The organism is Streptomyces mobaraensis (assembly GCF_020099395.1).
In the GTDB taxonomy this organism is placed as follows: domain Bacteria; phylum Actinomycetota; class Actinomycetes; order Streptomycetales; family Streptomycetaceae; genus Streptomyces.
Map to the genome: position 1 here is coordinate 5,185,432 of NZ_CP083590.1, position 16,714 is coordinate 5,202,145.

Annotated in this window: 17 protein-coding genes; 5 read left to right on the plus strand and 12 right to left on the minus strand. The window is 73.5% G+C overall.

From position 1 onward, the window contains the following. The gene (locus tag K7I03_RS22705) at positions 1-1,299 is read right to left on the minus strand and encodes a C15 family peptidase (RefSeq protein WP_185940686.1); all 1,299 of its coding nucleotides are present in this window, start codon (positions 1,297-1,299) and stop codon (positions 1-3) included. Between the two features lie 109 nt (positions 1,300-1,408). On the opposite strand from K7I03_RS22705, the gene K7I03_RS22710 reads away from it, so the two are divergent. Continuing rightward, on the plus strand, positions 1,409-2,212 hold the full coding sequence (locus tag K7I03_RS22710) for an MgtC/SapB family protein (protein ID WP_224347169.1): 804 nt from the start codon (positions 1,409-1,411) through the stop codon (positions 2,210-2,212). Positions 2,213-2,336: 124 nt separating this feature from the next. Here K7I03_RS22710 and K7I03_RS22715 read toward each other — a convergent pair whose 3' ends face one another. Then, positions 2,337-3,230 (minus strand): SGNH/GDSL hydrolase family protein, encoded by an 894-nt coding sequence (locus tag K7I03_RS22715; RefSeq protein WP_185940685.1) that lies wholly within the window; start codon positions 3,228-3,230, stop codon positions 2,337-2,339. Positions 3,231-3,551: 321 nt separating this feature from the next. On the opposite strand from K7I03_RS22715, the gene K7I03_RS22720 reads away from it, so the two are divergent. After that, positions 3,552-4,046: a DUF3145 domain-containing protein gene (locus K7I03_RS22720; RefSeq protein ID WP_185940684.1), complete on the plus strand. Its 495-nt coding sequence runs from the start codon at positions 3,552-3,554 to the stop codon at positions 4,044-4,046. Between the two features lie 46 nt (positions 4,047-4,092). Continuing rightward, positions 4,093-4,995, plus strand: a complete 903-nt coding sequence (locus K7I03_RS22725; protein ID WP_185940683.1) for an NAD(P)-dependent oxidoreductase — start codon at positions 4,093-4,095, stop codon at positions 4,993-4,995. Positions 4,996-5,056: 61 nt separating this feature from the next. On the opposite strand, the gene fabF is transcribed toward K7I03_RS22725, so the two are convergent. From fabF to K7I03_RS22750, 5 genes are all read right to left on the minus strand, one after another. Continuing rightward, positions 5,057-6,319: a beta-ketoacyl-ACP synthase II gene (gene fabF, locus K7I03_RS22730; RefSeq protein ID WP_185940682.1), complete on the minus strand. Its 1,263-nt coding sequence runs from the start codon at positions 6,317-6,319 to the stop codon at positions 5,057-5,059. 67 nt (positions 6,320-6,386) lie between these two features. Beyond that, a complete protein-coding gene (locus K7I03_RS22735) occupies positions 6,387-6,635 on the minus strand; it encodes an acyl carrier protein (protein WP_185940681.1) in 249 nt (82 codons plus the stop codon). Positions 6,636-6,743: 108 nt separating this feature from the next. Beyond that, positions 6,744-7,760: a ketoacyl-ACP synthase III gene (locus tag K7I03_RS22740; RefSeq protein ID WP_185940680.1), complete on the minus strand. Its 1,017-nt coding sequence runs from the start codon at positions 7,758-7,760 to the stop codon at positions 6,744-6,746. 12 nt (positions 7,761-7,772) lie between these two features. Continuing rightward, entirely contained in the window at positions 7,773-8,729 is a 957-nt protein-coding gene (locus tag K7I03_RS22745) for an ACP S-malonyltransferase (protein WP_185940679.1), read from the minus strand. Positions 8,730-8,827: 98 nt separating this feature from the next. Further along, the gene (locus K7I03_RS22750; RefSeq protein ID WP_004946766.1) at positions 8,828-10,003 is read right to left on the minus strand and encodes a PucR family transcriptional regulator; all 1,176 of its coding nucleotides are present in this window, start codon (positions 10,001-10,003) and stop codon (positions 8,828-8,830) included. A gap of 57 nt (positions 10,004-10,060) precedes the next feature. Between K7I03_RS22750 and K7I03_RS22755 the strand changes: the two genes are divergently transcribed. After that, positions 10,061-10,759 (plus strand): pirin family protein, encoded by a 699-nt coding sequence (locus tag K7I03_RS22755; protein WP_185940678.1) that lies wholly within the window; start codon positions 10,061-10,063, stop codon positions 10,757-10,759. 153 nt (positions 10,760-10,912) lie between these two features. Here the strand turns inward: K7I03_RS22755 and K7I03_RS22760 are convergent, their stop codons facing one another. Then, positions 10,913-11,740, minus strand: a complete 828-nt coding sequence (locus tag K7I03_RS22760) for a serine hydrolase domain-containing protein (RefSeq protein ID WP_185940677.1) — start codon at positions 11,738-11,740, stop codon at positions 10,913-10,915. A 140-nt stretch (positions 11,741-11,880) separates the two neighbouring features. Here K7I03_RS22760 and K7I03_RS22765 point away from each other — a divergent pair, with 140 nt between their 5' ends. After that, positions 11,881-12,360: a MerR family transcriptional regulator gene (locus K7I03_RS22765; protein ID WP_185940676.1), complete on the plus strand. Its 480-nt coding sequence runs from the start codon at positions 11,881-11,883 to the stop codon at positions 12,358-12,360. Here K7I03_RS22765 and K7I03_RS22770 read toward each other — a convergent pair. From K7I03_RS22770 to K7I03_RS22785, 4 genes are all read right to left on the minus strand, one after another. After that, positions 12,324-13,001, minus strand: coding sequence for a response regulator (locus tag K7I03_RS22770; RefSeq protein WP_185940675.1), 678 nt, complete (start codon positions 12,999-13,001; stop codon positions 12,324-12,326). The two genes, K7I03_RS22765 and K7I03_RS22770, sit on opposite strands and share 37 nt — an antisense overlap. Then, entirely contained in the window at positions 12,998-14,239 is a 1,242-nt protein-coding gene (locus K7I03_RS22775) for a sensor histidine kinase (RefSeq protein ID WP_185940674.1), read from the minus strand. Before K7I03_RS22775 ends, K7I03_RS22770 begins: the two co-directional genes overlap by 4 nt. 300 nt (positions 14,240-14,539) lie before the next feature. Continuing rightward, complete coding sequence (locus tag K7I03_RS22780; protein ID WP_185940673.1) at positions 14,540-15,409, minus strand: DUF4429 domain-containing protein; 870 nt, start codon at positions 15,407-15,409, stop codon at positions 14,540-14,542. A 62-nt stretch (positions 15,410-15,471) separates the two neighbouring features. Continuing rightward, complete coding sequence (locus K7I03_RS22785) at positions 15,472-16,701, minus strand: alpha/beta hydrolase (RefSeq protein ID WP_185940672.1); 1,230 nt, start codon at positions 16,699-16,701, stop codon at positions 15,472-15,474. Positions 16,702-16,714: the final 13 nt, after the last annotated feature.

Consider the following 16,714-nt stretch of genomic DNA (forward strand, 5'->3'; position numbering starts at 1 on the left):
TCATGGCCGCCGGAGCGTCTCCGCGGCCACCCGGAGCAGCGCCCGGACCTGCGCGGTGATCTCCTGCCGGTTGCGCTCGAACTCCGGGTCGGTGACGCGGCCGTCCGGCGAGCCGTTGTCCGCGCCGAACCGCAGCACCGGCGTGTGCAGATGGCCGCCGGGCACCGCGAGCCGCGTGGCGTCGCGCAGCAGCGTCGCCCGGTAGGCGATCTCGTTGGACAGGTAGTCGCCCCCGCCGCCCGCGCGGGCCGCCGAGCCGGGCGTCGGCCCGTCCGGCCGGACGACGGGCGTGTCCGAGCCCGCCGGGACCTCGGTGACCTCGGTGTTGTCGTGCACCGGGAACGGGCCGGTGGCCGCCGCGGTCAGCGCGGCGTACGGCAGTGAGGTCCGCGTCCACTGCGGCTGCGGGTGCGGGGTCGGTATCCCGGCCGGTACGGGGACCAGCCCCGGGCCGCCCTGGAGCCGTTCGTTGTCCGTACTGCCGCCGCGCCAGGCGCCGTTGGTGCGCTCCACGTCGAAGCGGCCCGGACGGCCCTGGCTGATGGTGGTGAACAGGTCCACACGGCGCGGCCCCGGACGGAAGTGGGGCAGCAGCGTCCGCTCCACCGTGCCTTCCGCGAAGTCCTTCCAGCGCACCGGGAAGACGGCCGCCTCCACCCGGGCCGGGCCCGACGGGGTGTCGATCACCGTGCCGTCCAGGGCGAGCGCCGCCGCGCCCGACGGGTTGGAGCGCCGGATGTCGCCGTCGAGCTGGAACGGGTCGAACCCGGTGACCAGCACCCGCTTGACCCCGGACCCGGCCGGGAAGTCGAGCGAGTCCTGGCCGCGCGAGCCGCGCTCCAGCACGTCCAGCAGGGCCGCCCGCCGGGCGTCGGACAGCGCGAACGCCGGCTTCCACCGCCGCAGTTCGCGGGTCAGGCCCAACCGGGCCCAGTACAGCGGCCGGTCGTCGTCGCGCGCCAGGTCGCCGGCCGCCGGGCCGCGGCCCTGGGCCCGGGCCACGGCCTTCCGCCACAGCCGGTGCCCGGCGTCGGCAGCGGCCCGCTCGGCCTGCCCGGGCGTCCGGGTGCGCGCCAGCGCCCCGGCGAGCTCGCCGGCGGCCGCGTCGAAGCCGGAGCGCCGCAGGATCTCCTGGGGTGCTGGGCCGTCCAGCCGGCTCTCCTCCTGGGTGGACGACGGTACGGGCGCGGGGGCGGCGGCCGCCGCCGGGGTGGCGGGACCGGCAAGGGGAGCCAGGGCCAGCGCGGAGGCGACGAGGGCGGCGCCCGGAAGGCGCGATGCGAGCGTGGTGGGTCTCATGGGGCCGTATGCAATCAGCGTTGTCCGCATCGCGGAAGGGGCGGTCATCTCATGCGCTCCGCCGATGGATTCCGGCCCCCGGAACACTGCTTTCACGCCACAATGACGCATGCACACAGCCGAGTTCATCGGAGCACACCCCCTCATATCCCTCGGTCTCCCCCAGGTGTCCGCGCTGTTCGGCGTCGGCGGCGGCCAGGGCGCCCGGCAGTTCACCGAACTGGGCCTCGCCCTGCTCCTCTCCTCCCTCATCGGCCTGGAGCGCGAACTCCAGCAGAAGAGCGCGGGGTTGCGCACCCACACCCTGGTCGGGGTGGGCAGCGCCCTCTTCGTGGAAGTCTCGCTGCACGGTTTCGGTCCGGCGAACGGGCTGGCCGGCACGGGATTCGACGGCTCGCGGGTCGCCGCGCAGATCGTCTCCGGCATCGGTTTCATCGGCGGTGGCCTGATCTTCGTCCGCCGGGACGCGGTCCGCGGCCTCACCACCGCCGCGACCATCTGGCTCACCTGCGCCGTCGGCATGGCCTGCGGCGGCGGCCTGCCGCTGCTCGCCGCCGCCGCGACGGTGGTGCACTTCCTGGTCGTCCGCGGCTTCCCGCTGCTCACCCGCCGGCTGGCGGCCGTCCCCACGGTCGAGCGGTTCGAGCTGCTCCTCTCCTACCGCACCCGCCGCGGGGTGCTGGGCCGGGTCCTGGAGCTCTGCACCAGCCAGGGGTTCCGGGTCACGGACGTGCACATCCACTCCGAGTCCCGGGAGGGCGAGAACGGCAAGGGCAAGGGGAAGGGCCGGGAGGCGGAGGTGGTGCTGGGGCTGGAGGGACGGAAGCCCGCGCATCCGCTCGTCGAGGAGCTGACGGACTGGGAGGGCGTCCTCGACGTGGGGCTGCGCGCCCACCGCGACAGCACCGAATGACCGTCGAACGCACGTACAGGGCGGGCGAGTTGGCCCACCGAAGGGCGATCTTCCGCTACCGTGCGGAATGGGCGGGGGCGGGGTCACCTGACGGGCTCCGCCCCCGGCCTCCCGCCGCGGGGTGTCAGCGGCCTCCCGCCGTGATCCGCCGGTAGGCGAGCTCGGCGAGCCGCCGCTGCCCCTCCTTGCTGGGGTGGAACCAGTCCCAGTGGCTCAGGTCCGCGCCGGTGAAGCCGTAGGAGTGCACCGACCCCCCGTCGTAGCGGCACAGCAGGTCCCGGCGGCAGACGTCCTCCAGGACGGCGTTGTACTCCTTCACCCGCCGCTCCACCTTCTCCCGCCGCTCCCGGGTGGGGGCGTCCACCAGCTCGGAGTCCCGCAGCATCGACGGGCAGATCCCCAGCTTCCATACCTGCTTGCCCAGCGGGCTCTTGCTCCCCTCCGACCACAGCCGTTTGAGGTCGGGGACGCTCGCCACGTACACCTGCGTCTTCGGCAGCGACCGGCGGAGCTCCTTGAGCGACTTCTCGAAGTCGGCCCGGAAGTCCTTCACCGGCGTCATCTCGGCCACGTCGGCCCGGCAGGCGTCGTTCGCCCCGAGCAGCACCGTCACCAGCTGCGGCCGGTGCGGGACGGCCGCGGCGACCTGGCGGGGGAGGTCGGCCATCCGCGCGCCGGTGCGCGCGAAGTTCCAGCTCCGCGTCTCCGGCGACGGCAGCAGCCGGGCCGCGAGGCTGTCCACCTCGGAGCCGGTGGCCCAGGAGACCTCCGGGCAGTCCTTGAGCAGCCGGCAGGCGTCGAAGCCCCGGGTGATCGAATCGCCCAGGGAGGCCAGGGAGTCGGGCCGGGTGTTCCAGGCGGGCCCGGCGCTCGCTCTCGGCTTCGCCGCCGGGCGCTTCGCGGCCGCGCCGGGGGCCCGGTCGTCGCAGCCCGCGGTGAGCAGCCCCGCGGTGAGCGCCGCCACCGCCGTCAGTGCCACGGCGGCGGCGCGCGACGGGCGGTCGGTGCTGGTGCGCATCGTCTTCCCCCTCCGGCCGGGTTGCAGGTGTCCTGCACCGACGGTACGTCACCCGGCCGGCAACCCGACCGCGTGCGGGGTTCCTCCCGGGAGTGACCGGGGCCTTACCGGTCCTGTCCGCACCACCACTGCGCCGGATCACAACACGTCACATCCTGTCCCTTTCCGGAAAATTGCCCCCTATGGTGTTTACTGTTGGTAACCTCGCGAGCTGGTGCGGGAGGGGCCACAGGGACGAACGCCCGGTGCCGCCCCGGGCGGGACCGGTACGGACGCGAGGCCCCTGGGGAAGGCGAACCTCGAACCGCACTGGAGGTCCCGGTGACGTCACGTGGCGTTCTCTACGTGCACTCCGCACCGCGCGCACTCTGCCCGCACGTCGAATGGGCCGTCGAAGGCGTGCTCGGCGTCCGCGTCACGCTCGACTGGATCCGGCAGCCCGCCGCCCCCGGCACCTGGCGCACCGAATTCTCCTGGCAGGGCCGCCCCGGCACCGCCTCCCGCCTCGCCTCCGCCCTCCGCGGCTGGCACCTCCTCCGCTTCGAGGTCACCGCCGACCCCGCCGCCGGCACCGAGGGCGAGCGCTACAGCTCCACCCCCGACCTCGGCATCCACCACGCGGTCACCGGCGTCCACGGCGACATCCTGGTCCCCGAGGACCGCCTCCGCGCCGCCCTCCACCGCGCCCAGCGCGGCGAGACCGACCTGGCCACCGAGGTCGCGACCCTCCTCGGCAAGCCCTGGGACGACGAACTGGAACCCTTCCGGCACGCGGGCGAGGGCGCTCCGGTGCGCTGGCTGCACCAGGTGGTCTGAGCGGCGCGCTTGCCTTCGAGCGCACTCCAGCCCGTACGGTCACGGCATGACCGACACCACCCCCCGCACCGCTCCCGTCGCCGTCCTCGGCACCGGCATCATGGGCGCCGCCATGGCCCGCAACCTCGCCCGCGCCGGACTCGACGTCCGGGCCTGGAACCGCGACCCGGCCAAGGCCGCACCGCTCACCGCCGACGGGGTCCGGATCGCCGCGACACCCGCCGACGCCGTCCGCGACGCCGACACCGTCCTCACCATGCTGTACGACGGCGCGGCCGTCCTGGGCGTCATGCGCCGGGCCGCCCCCGGGCTGCGGCCGGGCGCGGTGTGGCTCCAGTCGACCACCGCCGGCCTCGACGTCCTCGACGCGTTCGCGGCCTTCGCCGACGAGCACGGCGTCGTCCTCGTCGACGCCCCGGTCCTGGGCACCCGGGCGCCGGCCGAGAAGGGCGAGCTCACCGTCCTCGCCGCCGGACCCACCGCCGTCCGCCCCGCGCTCGCCCCCGTCCTGGACGCCGTGGGCACACGGACGCTGTGGACGGGCGAGGACGGCGCCGCGGGCAGCGCCTCCCGGCTCAAGCTGGTGCTCAACAGCTGGGTGCTGACCGTCACGCACGGCACCGCCGAGGCACTGGCGCTCGCCGCGGGGCTGGGCGTGGACGCCCGGGACTTCCTGGCGGCCGTCGAGGGCGGCCCGCTGGACATGGGCTATCTGCGGGCCAAGTCCGCCCTGCTGCTCGACGGCGGTCTCACCCCGCCGAGCTTCGCGACCGCCACCGCCGAGAAGGACGCCCGCCTCATCGTGGCCGCCGGGGAGCGGGCCGGCGTACGGCTCGACGTCGCGGCGGCCGGCGCGGAGCGCTTCCGGCGGGCCGTCGAACAGGGGCACGGCGACGAGGACATGGCGGCGTCGTACTTCGCGAGCTTCGAGGAGCCGCGGGAGGGGTGAACGCCGAAGGCCCGCCCGGTCGTCTCATCGACCGGGCGGGCCCTCGTGCGTCGGGCGGGCGTCAGACCGTCCGCAGCGCCAGCACCACGTTGTGGCCGCCGAAGCCGAACGAGTTGTTGATCGCCGCGATGGTGCCCTCGGGCAGCTTGCGGGGCTTGTCGCGGACGATGTCCGCGTCGATCTCGTCGTCCAGCTCGTCGATGTTGATGGTCGGCGGGGCCGTGCGGTGGTACAGGGCCAGGACGGTCGCGACCGTCTCGATGCCGCCGGCGCCGCCCAGCAGGTGGCCGGTCATCGACTTGGTGGCGGAGACCGCGACGTGGTCGAGGTCGTCGCCCAGGACCTTGCGCAGCGCCTTGATCTCCGCGAGGTCGCCCTGCGGGGTCGAGGTGGCGTGCGCGTTGAGGTGCGTCACCTCGGACGGCTTGAGGTCGCTGGACTCCAGCAGGCCCTGCAGCGCCGCGGCGATGCCCCGGCCGGTCGGCTCGGGCTGGGCGATGTGGTGGCTGTCCGCGGACAGGCCCTGGCCCAGCAGCTCGCAGTAGACGCGGGCGCCGCGGCGGGCCGCGTGCTCGGCGGACTCCAGGACGATGACGCCGGCGCCCTCGCCCAGGACGAAGCCGTCACGGGCCTTGTCGTACGGGCGGGAGGCCTTCTCCGGCTCCTCGTTGTTCTTGGACATCGCCATCATGCTGGCGAAGGCCGCGACGGGCAGCGGGTGGATGGCCGCCTCGGTGCCGCCCGCGACGACCACGTCGGCACGGCCGGTGCGGATCATCTCCACGGCGTAGCCGATGGCCTCGGCGCCGGACGCGCAGGCGCTGACCGGGGTGTGCACGCCCGCCTGGGCGTTCACCTCCAGGCCGACGTTGGCGGACGGGCTGTTGGGCATCAGCATCGGCACGGTGTGCGGGGAGACGCGGCGGGCGCCCTTCTCCTTGAGCACGTCGTACTGGTCGAGCAGGGTCTGCACGCCGCCGATGCCGGAGGCGATGACCGCGCCCAGCCGCTCGGGGGCGATGGCCGCGTCCTCGCCGGCCCGGGCGGTGTAGCCCGCGTCGGCCCAGGCCTCACGGGCCGCGATCAGCGCGAACTGCGCCGACCGGTCGAGCTTGCGGGTGAGGGGGCGGGGCAGGACCTCGGACGGGTCGACCGCCGCCGTGGCGGCGATCCGGACCGGGAGGTCGGCGAACCGCTCGCCCTCCAGGGGCTTCACGCCGGAGCGACCGGCGAGCAGCCCTTCCCAGGTAGACGCGCTGTCGCCACCCAGCGGTGTGGTTGCGCCGATACCGGTGACGACCACGGTGCGATTGGTCGAGTTCACAGGAATTCTGTCTCCACGAATAGAGGTGCTGGAAACGCCACCCGCCGGGGTGGCGACGAACGCGGGATCAGGCCTGGTGCTTCAGGATGTAGTCGGCCGCGTCACCGACCGTCTTGAGGTTCTTGACGTCCTCGTCCGGGATCTTCACCTCGAAGCGCTCCTCGGCGGCGACGACGACCTCGACCATGGAGAGCGAGTCGACGTCCAGGTCGTCGGTGAAGGACTTGTCCAGCTTGACGTCCTCGACCGGGATGCCCGCGATCTCGTTGACGATCTCGGCGAGGCCCTTGAGGATCTCTTCCTGCGTGGCGGCCATGGTGGCGCTCCTTTTAATTGTGCGGTGGTTCTGGAAAAACTGCTCAGGGAACTGCTGTGGAGAGCTCCCGCACCGTGGTCGGCTGGTGCCGTTCCGGGTGGATCTCGCCTAGGGGAGGGTAACGACCGTCGCGGCGAACACGAGACCCGCCCCGAAGCCGATGAGCAGCGCGGTGTCGCCGCTCTTCGCCGCTCCGGTGGCCAGGAGGCGCTCCATGGCCAGCGGAATGGAGGCCGCCGAGGTGTTCCCGGTAGTCTCCACGTCCCGGGCGACCACGACATTCTCCGGCAGCTTCAGCGTTTTGACCATCGAGTCGATGATCCGCATGTTCGCCTGGTGCGGAATGAAGACGTCCAGGTCGTCGGCGGTGATGCCGGCCTCGTCCAGCGCCTGCTGGGCGATCTTCGCCATCTCGAAGACGGCCCAGCGGAACACCGCCTGGCCCTCCTGCGTGATGGCCGGGAAGCGGACCTCAGTACGGACCTCGGAGCTCTCGCGGTAGACGTCCCACGGCAGGTTCTGCCGGATGGTCTCCGCCTTGTCGCCCTCCGAGCCCCACACCGTCGGGCCGATGGCCGGCTCCTGCGCGGGACCCACGACCACGGCACCGGCGCCGTCGCCGAACAGGAACGCGGTGGAACGGTCGTCGAGATCCGTCAGGTCCGACAGCCGCTCGACGCCGATGACCAGCACGTACTCGGCCGAGCCGTCCGTGACCAGGGCCTTGGCCATGGTCAGGCCGTAGCCGAAGCCCGCGCAGCCGGCGGAGATGTCGAAGGCGGCCGGCTTGCCGGCGCCGATGCGGTGGGCGATCTCGGTGGCGATGGCCGGGGTCTGCTTGAAGTGCGACACCGTCGAGACCAGCACGGCACCGATCTGCTCCGGGGCGATCCCGGCGGCGGCGATGGCCTTGCCCGCGGCCTCCACCGACATGGTGGCCACCGTCTCCTCGGGGCCGGCCCAGTGCCGGGTGGCGATCCCGGAGCGGGAACGGATCCACTCGTCCGACGAGTCGATGCGCTTGAGGATCTCCTCGTTGGGCACCACGCGCACCGGGCGGTAGCCGCCGACGCCCATGATGCGCGCGTACGGCGCGCCCTTGGAGGGCTTGATCTTGGCAGTCATGTCCGGGGCTCCTTACGCGGCCGAGGAATCGGCCGTGCTGTTGCCGTGTTCGGCGATCAGCTCGCGGGCGGCGTCCAGGTCGGCCGGCGTCTTGAGGGCCAGCGTCTTCACACCCGGCAGGGCGCGCTTGGCGATGCCCGTCAGGGTGCCGCCGGGGGCCGCTTCGATGATCGCCGTGACGCCCAGCTCCTTGAAGGTCTCCATGCACAGGTCCCAGCGGACCGGGTTGGCCACCTGGCCGACCAGGCGCGCCACGACCTCGGCGCCGTCCGTCACCACCGCTCCGTCGCGGTTGGAGACGTAGCGGGTGCGCGGGCCGGCCGGCTCCAGCTCGCGGGCCGCGGCCTCCAGGACGGAGACCGCCGGGGCCATGTGCTCGGTGTGGAAGGCGCCCGCGACCTTCAGCGGCACGACGCGGCGGGTGCCCTCGGGCTTGTCCGCGGCGAGCGCCGCCAGCTGTTCCATGGTACCGGCGGCGACGATCTGACCGGCGCCGTTGACGTTCGCCGGGGTCAGGCCGAGCTTCTCCAGATGCGGGAGGACGACGTCGGCCTCCCCGCCCAGCAGCGCCGACATGCCCGTCTCGGTGACGGCGGCGGCCTCGGCCATCGCCAGGCCCCGCTTGCGGACGAGCAGCAGCGCGTCCCGCTCGGACAGCACGCCCGCCAGGGCGGCCGCGGCGAGCTCGCCGACGCTGTGCCCGGCGGTGGCGCCCACCAGCCGGGCGACGTCGTCGCCGGAGGGGAAGAGCTGACCCGCGGACACCAGCGCGGCGGCGACCAGCAGCGGCTGGGCGACGGCGGTGTCACGGATCTCTTCCTCACCGGCGTCCGTGCCGTAGTGGACGAGGTCCAGGTCGATGGCCTCCGACCAGCCCCGCAGGCGGTCGGCGACACCGGGAAGGTCGAGCCAGGGGGTCAGGAAGCCGGGCGTCTGAGCGCCCTGGCCGGGAGCGACGAGTACGAGCACCCTCACACTCTCTCTCGTGGACGGGTTCGGTCACCCGTGGGGACAGGGACGAAGAACCGTCAGGGGAATTGTCTGCGTTCCACAAAAGCCTACGGCTGTCACTCGGTGTCGGCCAGACGCCCCAGGATCAGCGCGATGCGGAGGGTGAAGGCCGAGCGCACATCGGAGGGTGACCATCCGGTGACGTCCGTCACACGTCGGAGCCGGTACCGCACGGTGTTTGGGTGGACGAACAGCATCCGCGCCGCGCCCTCCAGACTGCTCGCCTGCTCCAGGTAGACGCTCAGCGTCTCCAGCAGCGCCGAACCCGCCTCCTCCAGCGGTCTGTAGATCTCCTCCACCAACTGCACCCGCGCCACAGGATCACCGGCCATCGCCCGCTCCGGCAGGAGATCGTCGGCGAGCACCGGCCGGGGGGCGTCCGGCCAGGCCGCGCACGCCTTCAGGCCCGCGGCGGCGGCCTGCGCGGAGCGGGTCGCCGCCAGCAGGTCGGGGACGACGGGACCGGCCACCACCGGCCCGGCGGCGAACGGCCCGATCAGCGCCTTCGCCGCCTGCAACGGGTTGTCGCTGCCCCCCGCGATCACCACCAGGCGGGTGCCCAGCACCCCCGTCAGCACCTGGAGCTTGGCGTGCCGGGACGCCCGCCGGATGGCCTCCACGGTCAGCTCGCTGTCGCCGTTCGGCGCCGTCCCCAGCACCACCGCCACATGCGCCGGCGAGTTCCAGCCCAGCGCCGCGGCCCGGGACAGCACCCCCTCGTCCGCCTCGCCCGACAGCACGGCGTTGACCACCAGCGACTCCAGCCGCGCGTCCCAGGCGCCCCGCGCCTCGGCGGCCTGCGCGTACACCTGAGCGGTGGCGAAGGCGATCTCCCGGGCGTAGACGAGCAGCGCCTCCCGCAGCGCCGACTCGTCACCCGGCGCGGCGACCTCGTCGATCGCCGACTCCATGACCTCGATCGTCGTCCGGACCATCTCCACGGTCTGGCGCAAAGTGATCGCCCGGGTCAGCTCCCGGGGCGCGGTCCCGAAGACGTCCGTACTGATCGCCTGCGGGGTCTCCGGATGCCGGAACCACTCCGTGAAGGCCGCGATACCGGCCTGGGCCACCAGCCCGATCCACGAACGGTTCTCCGGCGGCATCGCCCGGTACCACGGAAGCTGCGCGTCCATCCTGGCGATGGCGGCGGCGGCCAGGGTCCCGGACGACTTCTCCAGGTTGCGCAGGGTGGCGCTGTGCGGATGCGGTGGGTGAGCGGCGGATTCAGGCACGGGGACAAGCCTGCCCTATTCGGGTGCGCCACGGGGCGGCCGGGCTACCGTAGCCCGATGATCGAGCTGTGGCGGGCGGCGGAACGGTATCGCGGAGGGGACGCGGAGGCCGGCATCGTGACGCGGCACGCGTTCTCCTTCTCCGGTTTCTACGACCCCGACAACGTGCGCTTCGGCCCGCTGATCGCCTGCAACGAGGAGTCGCTCGCGCCGGGTGCGGGGTTCGACGAGCATCCGCACCGGGATGTGGAGATCGTCACGTGGGTGGTGGAGGGGGAGCTGACGCACGAGGACTCGGCCGGGCATGTCGTGACGGTCCGTCCTGGTGACGTGCAGTGGTTGAGTGCGGGGGCGGGGGTTCGGCATGTGGAACGCAATGCTTCCGGGGTGCCGCTGCGGTTCGTTCAGATGTGGCTCGATCCGGTCGAGGGCGGTGGGGCGCCGGCGTACGAGGTGGCGCGTTCCGTGCGCGACGGGGTTGTGCTCGCGGTCCCGAACGCGGGGGCGGCGCTGCACGTCCTGCGGCCCCGAGCCGGTGAGCGGTGCGTCCTGCCTGCGGCGGAGTGGCTCTATGCGCATGTGGTGCGGGGGGTTGTGGGGCTGGGGGAGGAGGAGCTGATGGCGGGGGACTCGGCTCGGGTGCGGGGTGCTTCGGGGTTGGATGTGTTTGTGGTGGGGGGTGGGGCTGAGGTTTTGGTGTGGGTGCCCCTGACCCGCCCCTTCGCCGATTCCCGGGGAGAGCCCCGGACCCCCTGAAAAGCGGCTTCGCCGCTTTGTCCTCAAACTCCCCCAGAGGGGGGACCCCCAACGGGCTGGATATCGCGCCCGGGCGCGCACTCCAGCCCGTCCGGCGTTTGAGGACAACCGCGCGGAGCGCGGTTGCGGGGGCGCAGCCCCTGCAAGAAACGGCTACTTCCCGCCCAACTCGGCCAGGACGGAGTCCGAAAGCGCCGGCCACACCTCCACCGCCCACGCCCCGAAGTCCCGGTCCGTCAAGGCGACGCATGCCGCCCCCGCCTCCGGGTCGACCCACAGGAACGTCCCGGACTGCCCGAAGTGGCCGTACGTACGAGGCGAGTTGAGCGAGCCCGTCCAGTGCGGCGACTTGCCGTCCCGCAACTCGAAGCCCAACCCCCAGTCGTTGGGCCGCTGGTGGCCGTACCCGGGCAGTACGCCGGTGACGCCGGGGAAGACGACCGTCGTCGCCTCGGCCAGCGTTTCGCGCGAGAGCAGCCGCGGTGCCTGCAACTCCGCGGCGAAGCGGACGAGGTCGTCCACCGTCGAGACGCCGTCCTTGGCGGGGGAGCCGGGGAGGCCGGTGGCGGTCATGCCGAGGGGTTCCAGGACCGCCTGGCGGAGGTACTCGGCGAACGGGATGTCCGTCGCCTTGGCGATGTGGTCGCCGAGGACCTCGAAGCCGGCGTTGGAGTAGAGCCGCCGGGTGCCGGGCTCGGCCGCCGGGCGGTGCTCGTCGAAGGCCAGTCCTGAGGTGTGGGCGAGGAGGTGACGGACCGTGGAGCCGGCCGGCCCGGCGGGCTCGTCGAGTTCGACCGCGCCCTCCTCGACGGCGATGAGCGCGGCGTAGGCGGCGAGCGGTTTGGTGACCGAGGCCAGGGCGAAGCGGTGCGCGGTCGGTCCGTGCGTCCCGGCCACCGTCCCGTCGGCCCGTACGACGGCCGCCGCGGCGGTCGGCACCGGCCAGTTCTCGATCTTCCGCAGGCTCTGCAGGCTCTCCATGGGACGAGCCTAACCCGCTCCGCCGGTCCAAGATTCCGTCAAGGATCCGGGGGTGCGGAGTGCGGCGCACCGCTTCGGCGTTGCCCAGGAGTGAACAGGGTGCCGGAAGGGACCGCCGGGACACGAGGGGGAGACACCGTATGACCGTCATGGATACCGCACCGGCGGGAGGACCGGTCGAGACCGGGCGCCGCGTCCGGGGCGCCGGCCGCGGCCGGTACACGATCGGCGAGGTGGCCGCGTACACCGGACTGTCCGCCCACACCCTGCGCTGGTACGAGCGGATCGGCCTGATGCCGCACGTCGACCGCTCCCACACCGGCCAGCGCCGCTACACCGACCGCGACCTCGACTGGCTCGACCTGGTCGGCAAGCTGCGGCTGACCGGGATGCCGGTGGCGGACATGGTCCGTTACGCCGAACTCGTCCGCGAGGGCGAGGCGACGGTCGCCGAGCGCGAACGGCTGCTGAGCGCGCACCGCGCGGACGTCCGGCGGCGGATGGCCGAGCTCAGGAGCACGCTCGACGTCCTCGACCACAAGATCGACCGGTACGCGGAGGCCCGGCGGGCCAACGAGGAGCGCTACGCCGCCCCCGGCTTCACCAGGCCCGACTCATAGGCGAAGATCACCGCCTGGGCCCGGTCGCGCAGCCCCAGCTTGGCCAGCACCCGCCCGATGTGCGTCTTCACCGTCTGCTCCGCCAGCACCAGCGAGCCGGCGATCTCCTGGTTGGACAGCCCGCGGGCGATCAGCTCCAGCACCTCCGTCTCACGCGGCGTCAGGCCCTTCAGCCGCAGTGAGCGGTCCCGGCGCGGGGCGGGCCGCTGCCGGGCGAAGTCCGCGATGAGGCGGCGCGTCACCGACGGCGCGAGCAGCGCCTCGCCGGCCGCCACCACGCGGACCGCCGAGATGAGGTCGGCCGGCGGGGCGTCCTTGAGGAGGAAGCCGGAGGCGCCGGCGCGCAGCGCCTCGTAGACGTAGTCGTCCACGTCGAAGGTGGTCAGCATCAGCACCTTGGGGCGGTGGACGACGCCGGCCGGGGGATCGAGGAGGCGGCGGGCCGCCTCCAGGCCGTCCATCTCCGGCATGCGGACGTCCATCAGCACCACGTCCGGGTGGACGGTGCGGCTCAGCTCCACGCCCCGGACGCCGTCGGGGGCGTCCCCGACGACGTCGATGTCGGGCTGGGCGGCGAGCAGGGCGGCGAAGCCCGCCCGCACCATCGCCTGGTCGTCGACGATGATCACCTTGATGGTCATGCGGCCGGGGGTTCCTTGTCTGTCGGCGCTGTCGGTTCGGTGACGGGGTCCAGGGCCTCCGCCGCGTACGGCAGTCGGGCCGCCACCCGGAAGCCGCCGTCCGGCAGGGGACCGGTGTCGAGGGTGCCGCCGACCAGGCGGACACGCTCGCGCATGCCCACCAGGCCGTGGCCGGTGCCGGTGGTCTCCAGCGGGACGTGCGGGCGGCCGGCGGGGGCGTTGACGACGAGGACGGTCAGCCCGTCGGCGTCCGCCGCGACCGAGACGCGGGTGACGGCGCCCGGCGCGTGCCGCACGGCGTTGGCCAGGGCCTCCTGGACGATGCGGTACGCGGACAGGTCCACGGCCTGGGGGAGCGCCTCCGGTGCCGCTTCCCTGTCGAGCGTGAGCTCGACCGGCTGACCGGCCCGTACCGTCGCCTCGACCAGCTGCCCGATCCGGTCCACCCCGGGCTGCGGGGTCCGCTCCCCGCCGCCCTGTCCGGCGTCCTCGCTGCGCAGCACGCCCAGCAGCCGGCGCATCTCGCTCAGCGACTCGCGCGCGGTCGCGGCGATCGTGCCGAACTCCTCGGTGGCCTCCGGCGGCAGGCCCGCGATGCGGTACGGCGCGCTGTCCGCCTGCACGGTGATCACCGACATGTGGTGGGCGACGACGTCGTGCAGCTCGCGGGCGATCCGCGCGCGCTCCTCCAGCAGCGTGCGGCGGGCCCGCTCGGCCTCGCTGATCGTCGCCTGCTCGTCGAGGGCGCGCTCGGCCCGCTTGCTCCTCTGCAACGCCGCGCCGAGCAGCAGCAGGGTGCCGCCGAGCAGCGACACGATCAGCCAGCTGCCGTTGCTGCGCCGCGGGTCGGCCGCGTCGAAGCCGTAGCTCAGGGCCGTGTAGACGGCCCAGACCGCCAGCATCGTGCGGGCGCGGGCCCGCAGGCCCAGGAAGAACAGCATCGGGAGGAAGGCGATGAGGAGGGTGGGGGGCCAGGGCCAGACGCCGTGCGGCGAGGCCCCCGGGGGGATGGTGAGGGCGCAGGCGGTGCCTGTGGTGAGCGTGATCGTCCAGGCGAGGAGGGGTTTGCGGACGGAGAGGAGGAGGGGGCCCGTTTCGAGTACGGCGTAGATCAGGGCGAGGCCGGGGTGCACGCCGTAGTCGTTCGGGAGGATCGTGGCCGTGACCGGGAGGAGGATCGCGGTGAGGAGGGCTGTGAAGGCGTGGGGGAGGCGGTGGCGGAGTGAGGCTTTGGGCATGGCTCGCTCAGGGTAAGGGGAGGCGGGTGGGGCGCCTGCGGCGGGCTGTGCCCCGGTCCCTCCCCCAGAGGGGGGACCCCCACCTTCGCCGATTCCCGGAGGCAAGCCCCCGGACCCCCCAAACCGCGCTCCGCGCGGTTGTCCTCAAACGCCGGACGGGCTGGATAGTGCGCCCGGGCGCACCACTCAGCCCGTCCGGCGTTTGAGGACCTCGCGGCGAAGCCGCGATATCGGGGTGCGGGACCTCCCGCAGAAACGGTGAAGGGGCGGGACCGGGGCACCACCCGCCCGGAGGGCTCCCTAAAGCTCCGCCAGCAACTCCGCCTTCTTCGCGCTGAATTCGTCATCCGTCAGCAACCCCGCCGAATGCAGATCCCCAAGGTGCCGGATCCGGTCCGCGATCGCGCCGGGATCCGGCCGCGCGGCGGGGGCCGGAGACGGAGACGGCGCCACCGGCACGGGAGAGGACGCGCGCACCGACTGGAGAACCGCCGCCGCGAACGGCAACGACTCGTGCACCGGCCCGTACCCCATCCCGAACACCACCGACGCCGGGTCCTGGTCCGCCTGCCCGGGCGCGGGCCGTTCGGGGTCGCGGAGGACGAGGCGGAGGTGGCCGCCCATGAGGTCGGGGGAGCGCCATTGGACGTCGGCGAGTTCGCCTACGGCGAAGCGCTGGTCGCCGGCCTTCCACTTGGCGGAGGTGGCGCCGGACCAGAACCAGCGGAAGGCGACGGTCCGGCCGTCGAAGGTGGCCCGGCCGTCGTACGCCTTGAAGGAGCGCGGCGGCTCGGGGGCGGTGACGAGGGGGTGTTCCGCGGGTTCGGCCGCGTCGGGGCCGAGCGCGGTGCGTATCTCCTCGGCGTAGTACTCGGCGAGGGTGGCCCGCTCGGCGGGCAGGACCAGCCGGTACGGGTCGGTGCCCTCCTTGAGCTGGCCGTCGGCGGCGTCCATCAGCGGATCGGCGCCGGGCCGGGGCACGGCGCGCAGCACCACCGTGCCGCGTCTGCCCGGCATGTGTTCGACCGCCGCGAGCGCCTCGTAGGGGATGCGCCGTTCACCGAGCGCCTGGAGCAGCTTCGGTGTCCGGATCCCCCGTTCGAAGCGGATGAGCACGGAGTCGGTGTCGAACTCCCAGACGGTGTGGAAACCGGCCAGCACATCACCCATGCGGGTCATCGTATGCGGCGCCCGCCCGCGCGTCCCCCCTCCGGAGCTACGCGCGTCATGCGTCAGCGGGGGACGGTGGTGCCGGCGGCGCAGTCGGTGTCGGACGGGGAGCAGCGGATTCCGCTGGTGTCGCCGGTGCCGAGGCGGGCGAAGTTGGCGAGGCTGACGGTGCCGGGGGCGAAGTAGCCGGCGTGGCCGTCGGCGTCGGCGGCGGAGAGCAGGCGGGCGCCGAAGGCCGAGGACACCGGGTCGGCGCCGTGGCCGAGGCCGCCGACCTCCAGGTGCGGGACGTCCCTGATCCAGTCGTCGGCGTCGCGCATGGCCCATATCCGGGCGCTGGTGTGCAGGTCGGAGACGTGCCGGGCGCGCATGCCGGGGCTGCCGGCGACGGCGATGTCGGTGACCCGGGGGTCGAGTTCGCGGGCGGCGACGCCGCACACCACCGAGCCGTAGCTGTGGCAGAAGAGGGAGACGGAGGAGCCGCCGGGCAGTCCGCGCACCAGGGAGCGGAGCCGCAGCGCGCCTTCGGCGGCGAGCTTGCCGGTGGCCGCGTCCACCCCCACGCCGGCGGGGGAGGTGTAGTCGGCCCAGGCGATGACGGCGGTACGGGCGGCGGGGCGGATGCTGCGCTCGGTGGTGTAGAGGGCGTCGGCCATCCCGACGGGGGCGGCGTACGGACGTCCGCTCTTCTCGAACGTGAGGACGTTCGTATCGACACCGGGCACTACGACGGAGACGCGCTCGGCGCGTCCGAGGTCACCGAGGACCTCCGCGACGCGTCCGCTGCCGCCCGGGTCGAAGGCGAGGATCTGCCGGTCGTGGGAGAGCAGCGAGTCGAAGCGGTGCATGCGCCGCTTGGCCTCGTAGCGGCCGGCCGGGGTGAGGCCGTTGTCGCGGGTGCGGCGCTCCTCGACTGTCCGGGCCTGGACGAGCGCCGTCCGGTTGGCGCGGTACCGGAGGGACAGCGGGGCGCCGTTGAGGTTGCCGACGACGAGGGGGTAGCGGTCGGCGAGCCGGGTGCGGTCGGTGCCGGAGAGGGTGGCGAAGAAGCGTCCGAGCACGCCCGGGTCCGCGTAGGGGGACGGGAGCGGGTGCCCGGCGACGCTGCCGTGCAGCCACGCGGTCAGCGCCGCGCGGCGCGGGTCGGCCGCCGCGCCGCGGCCGCGGACGGCGGTCCAGCCGGTCGTGGCGAGCATGACGAAGACCACGGTGAGCGCGAGCAGCGCGCGCCAGACCGTGGCCGTGTTCGTCCACGGCGAGGAGGGAGAGCCGAGCTCCGGGAAGGAAGTCACCGCGGACCACCCT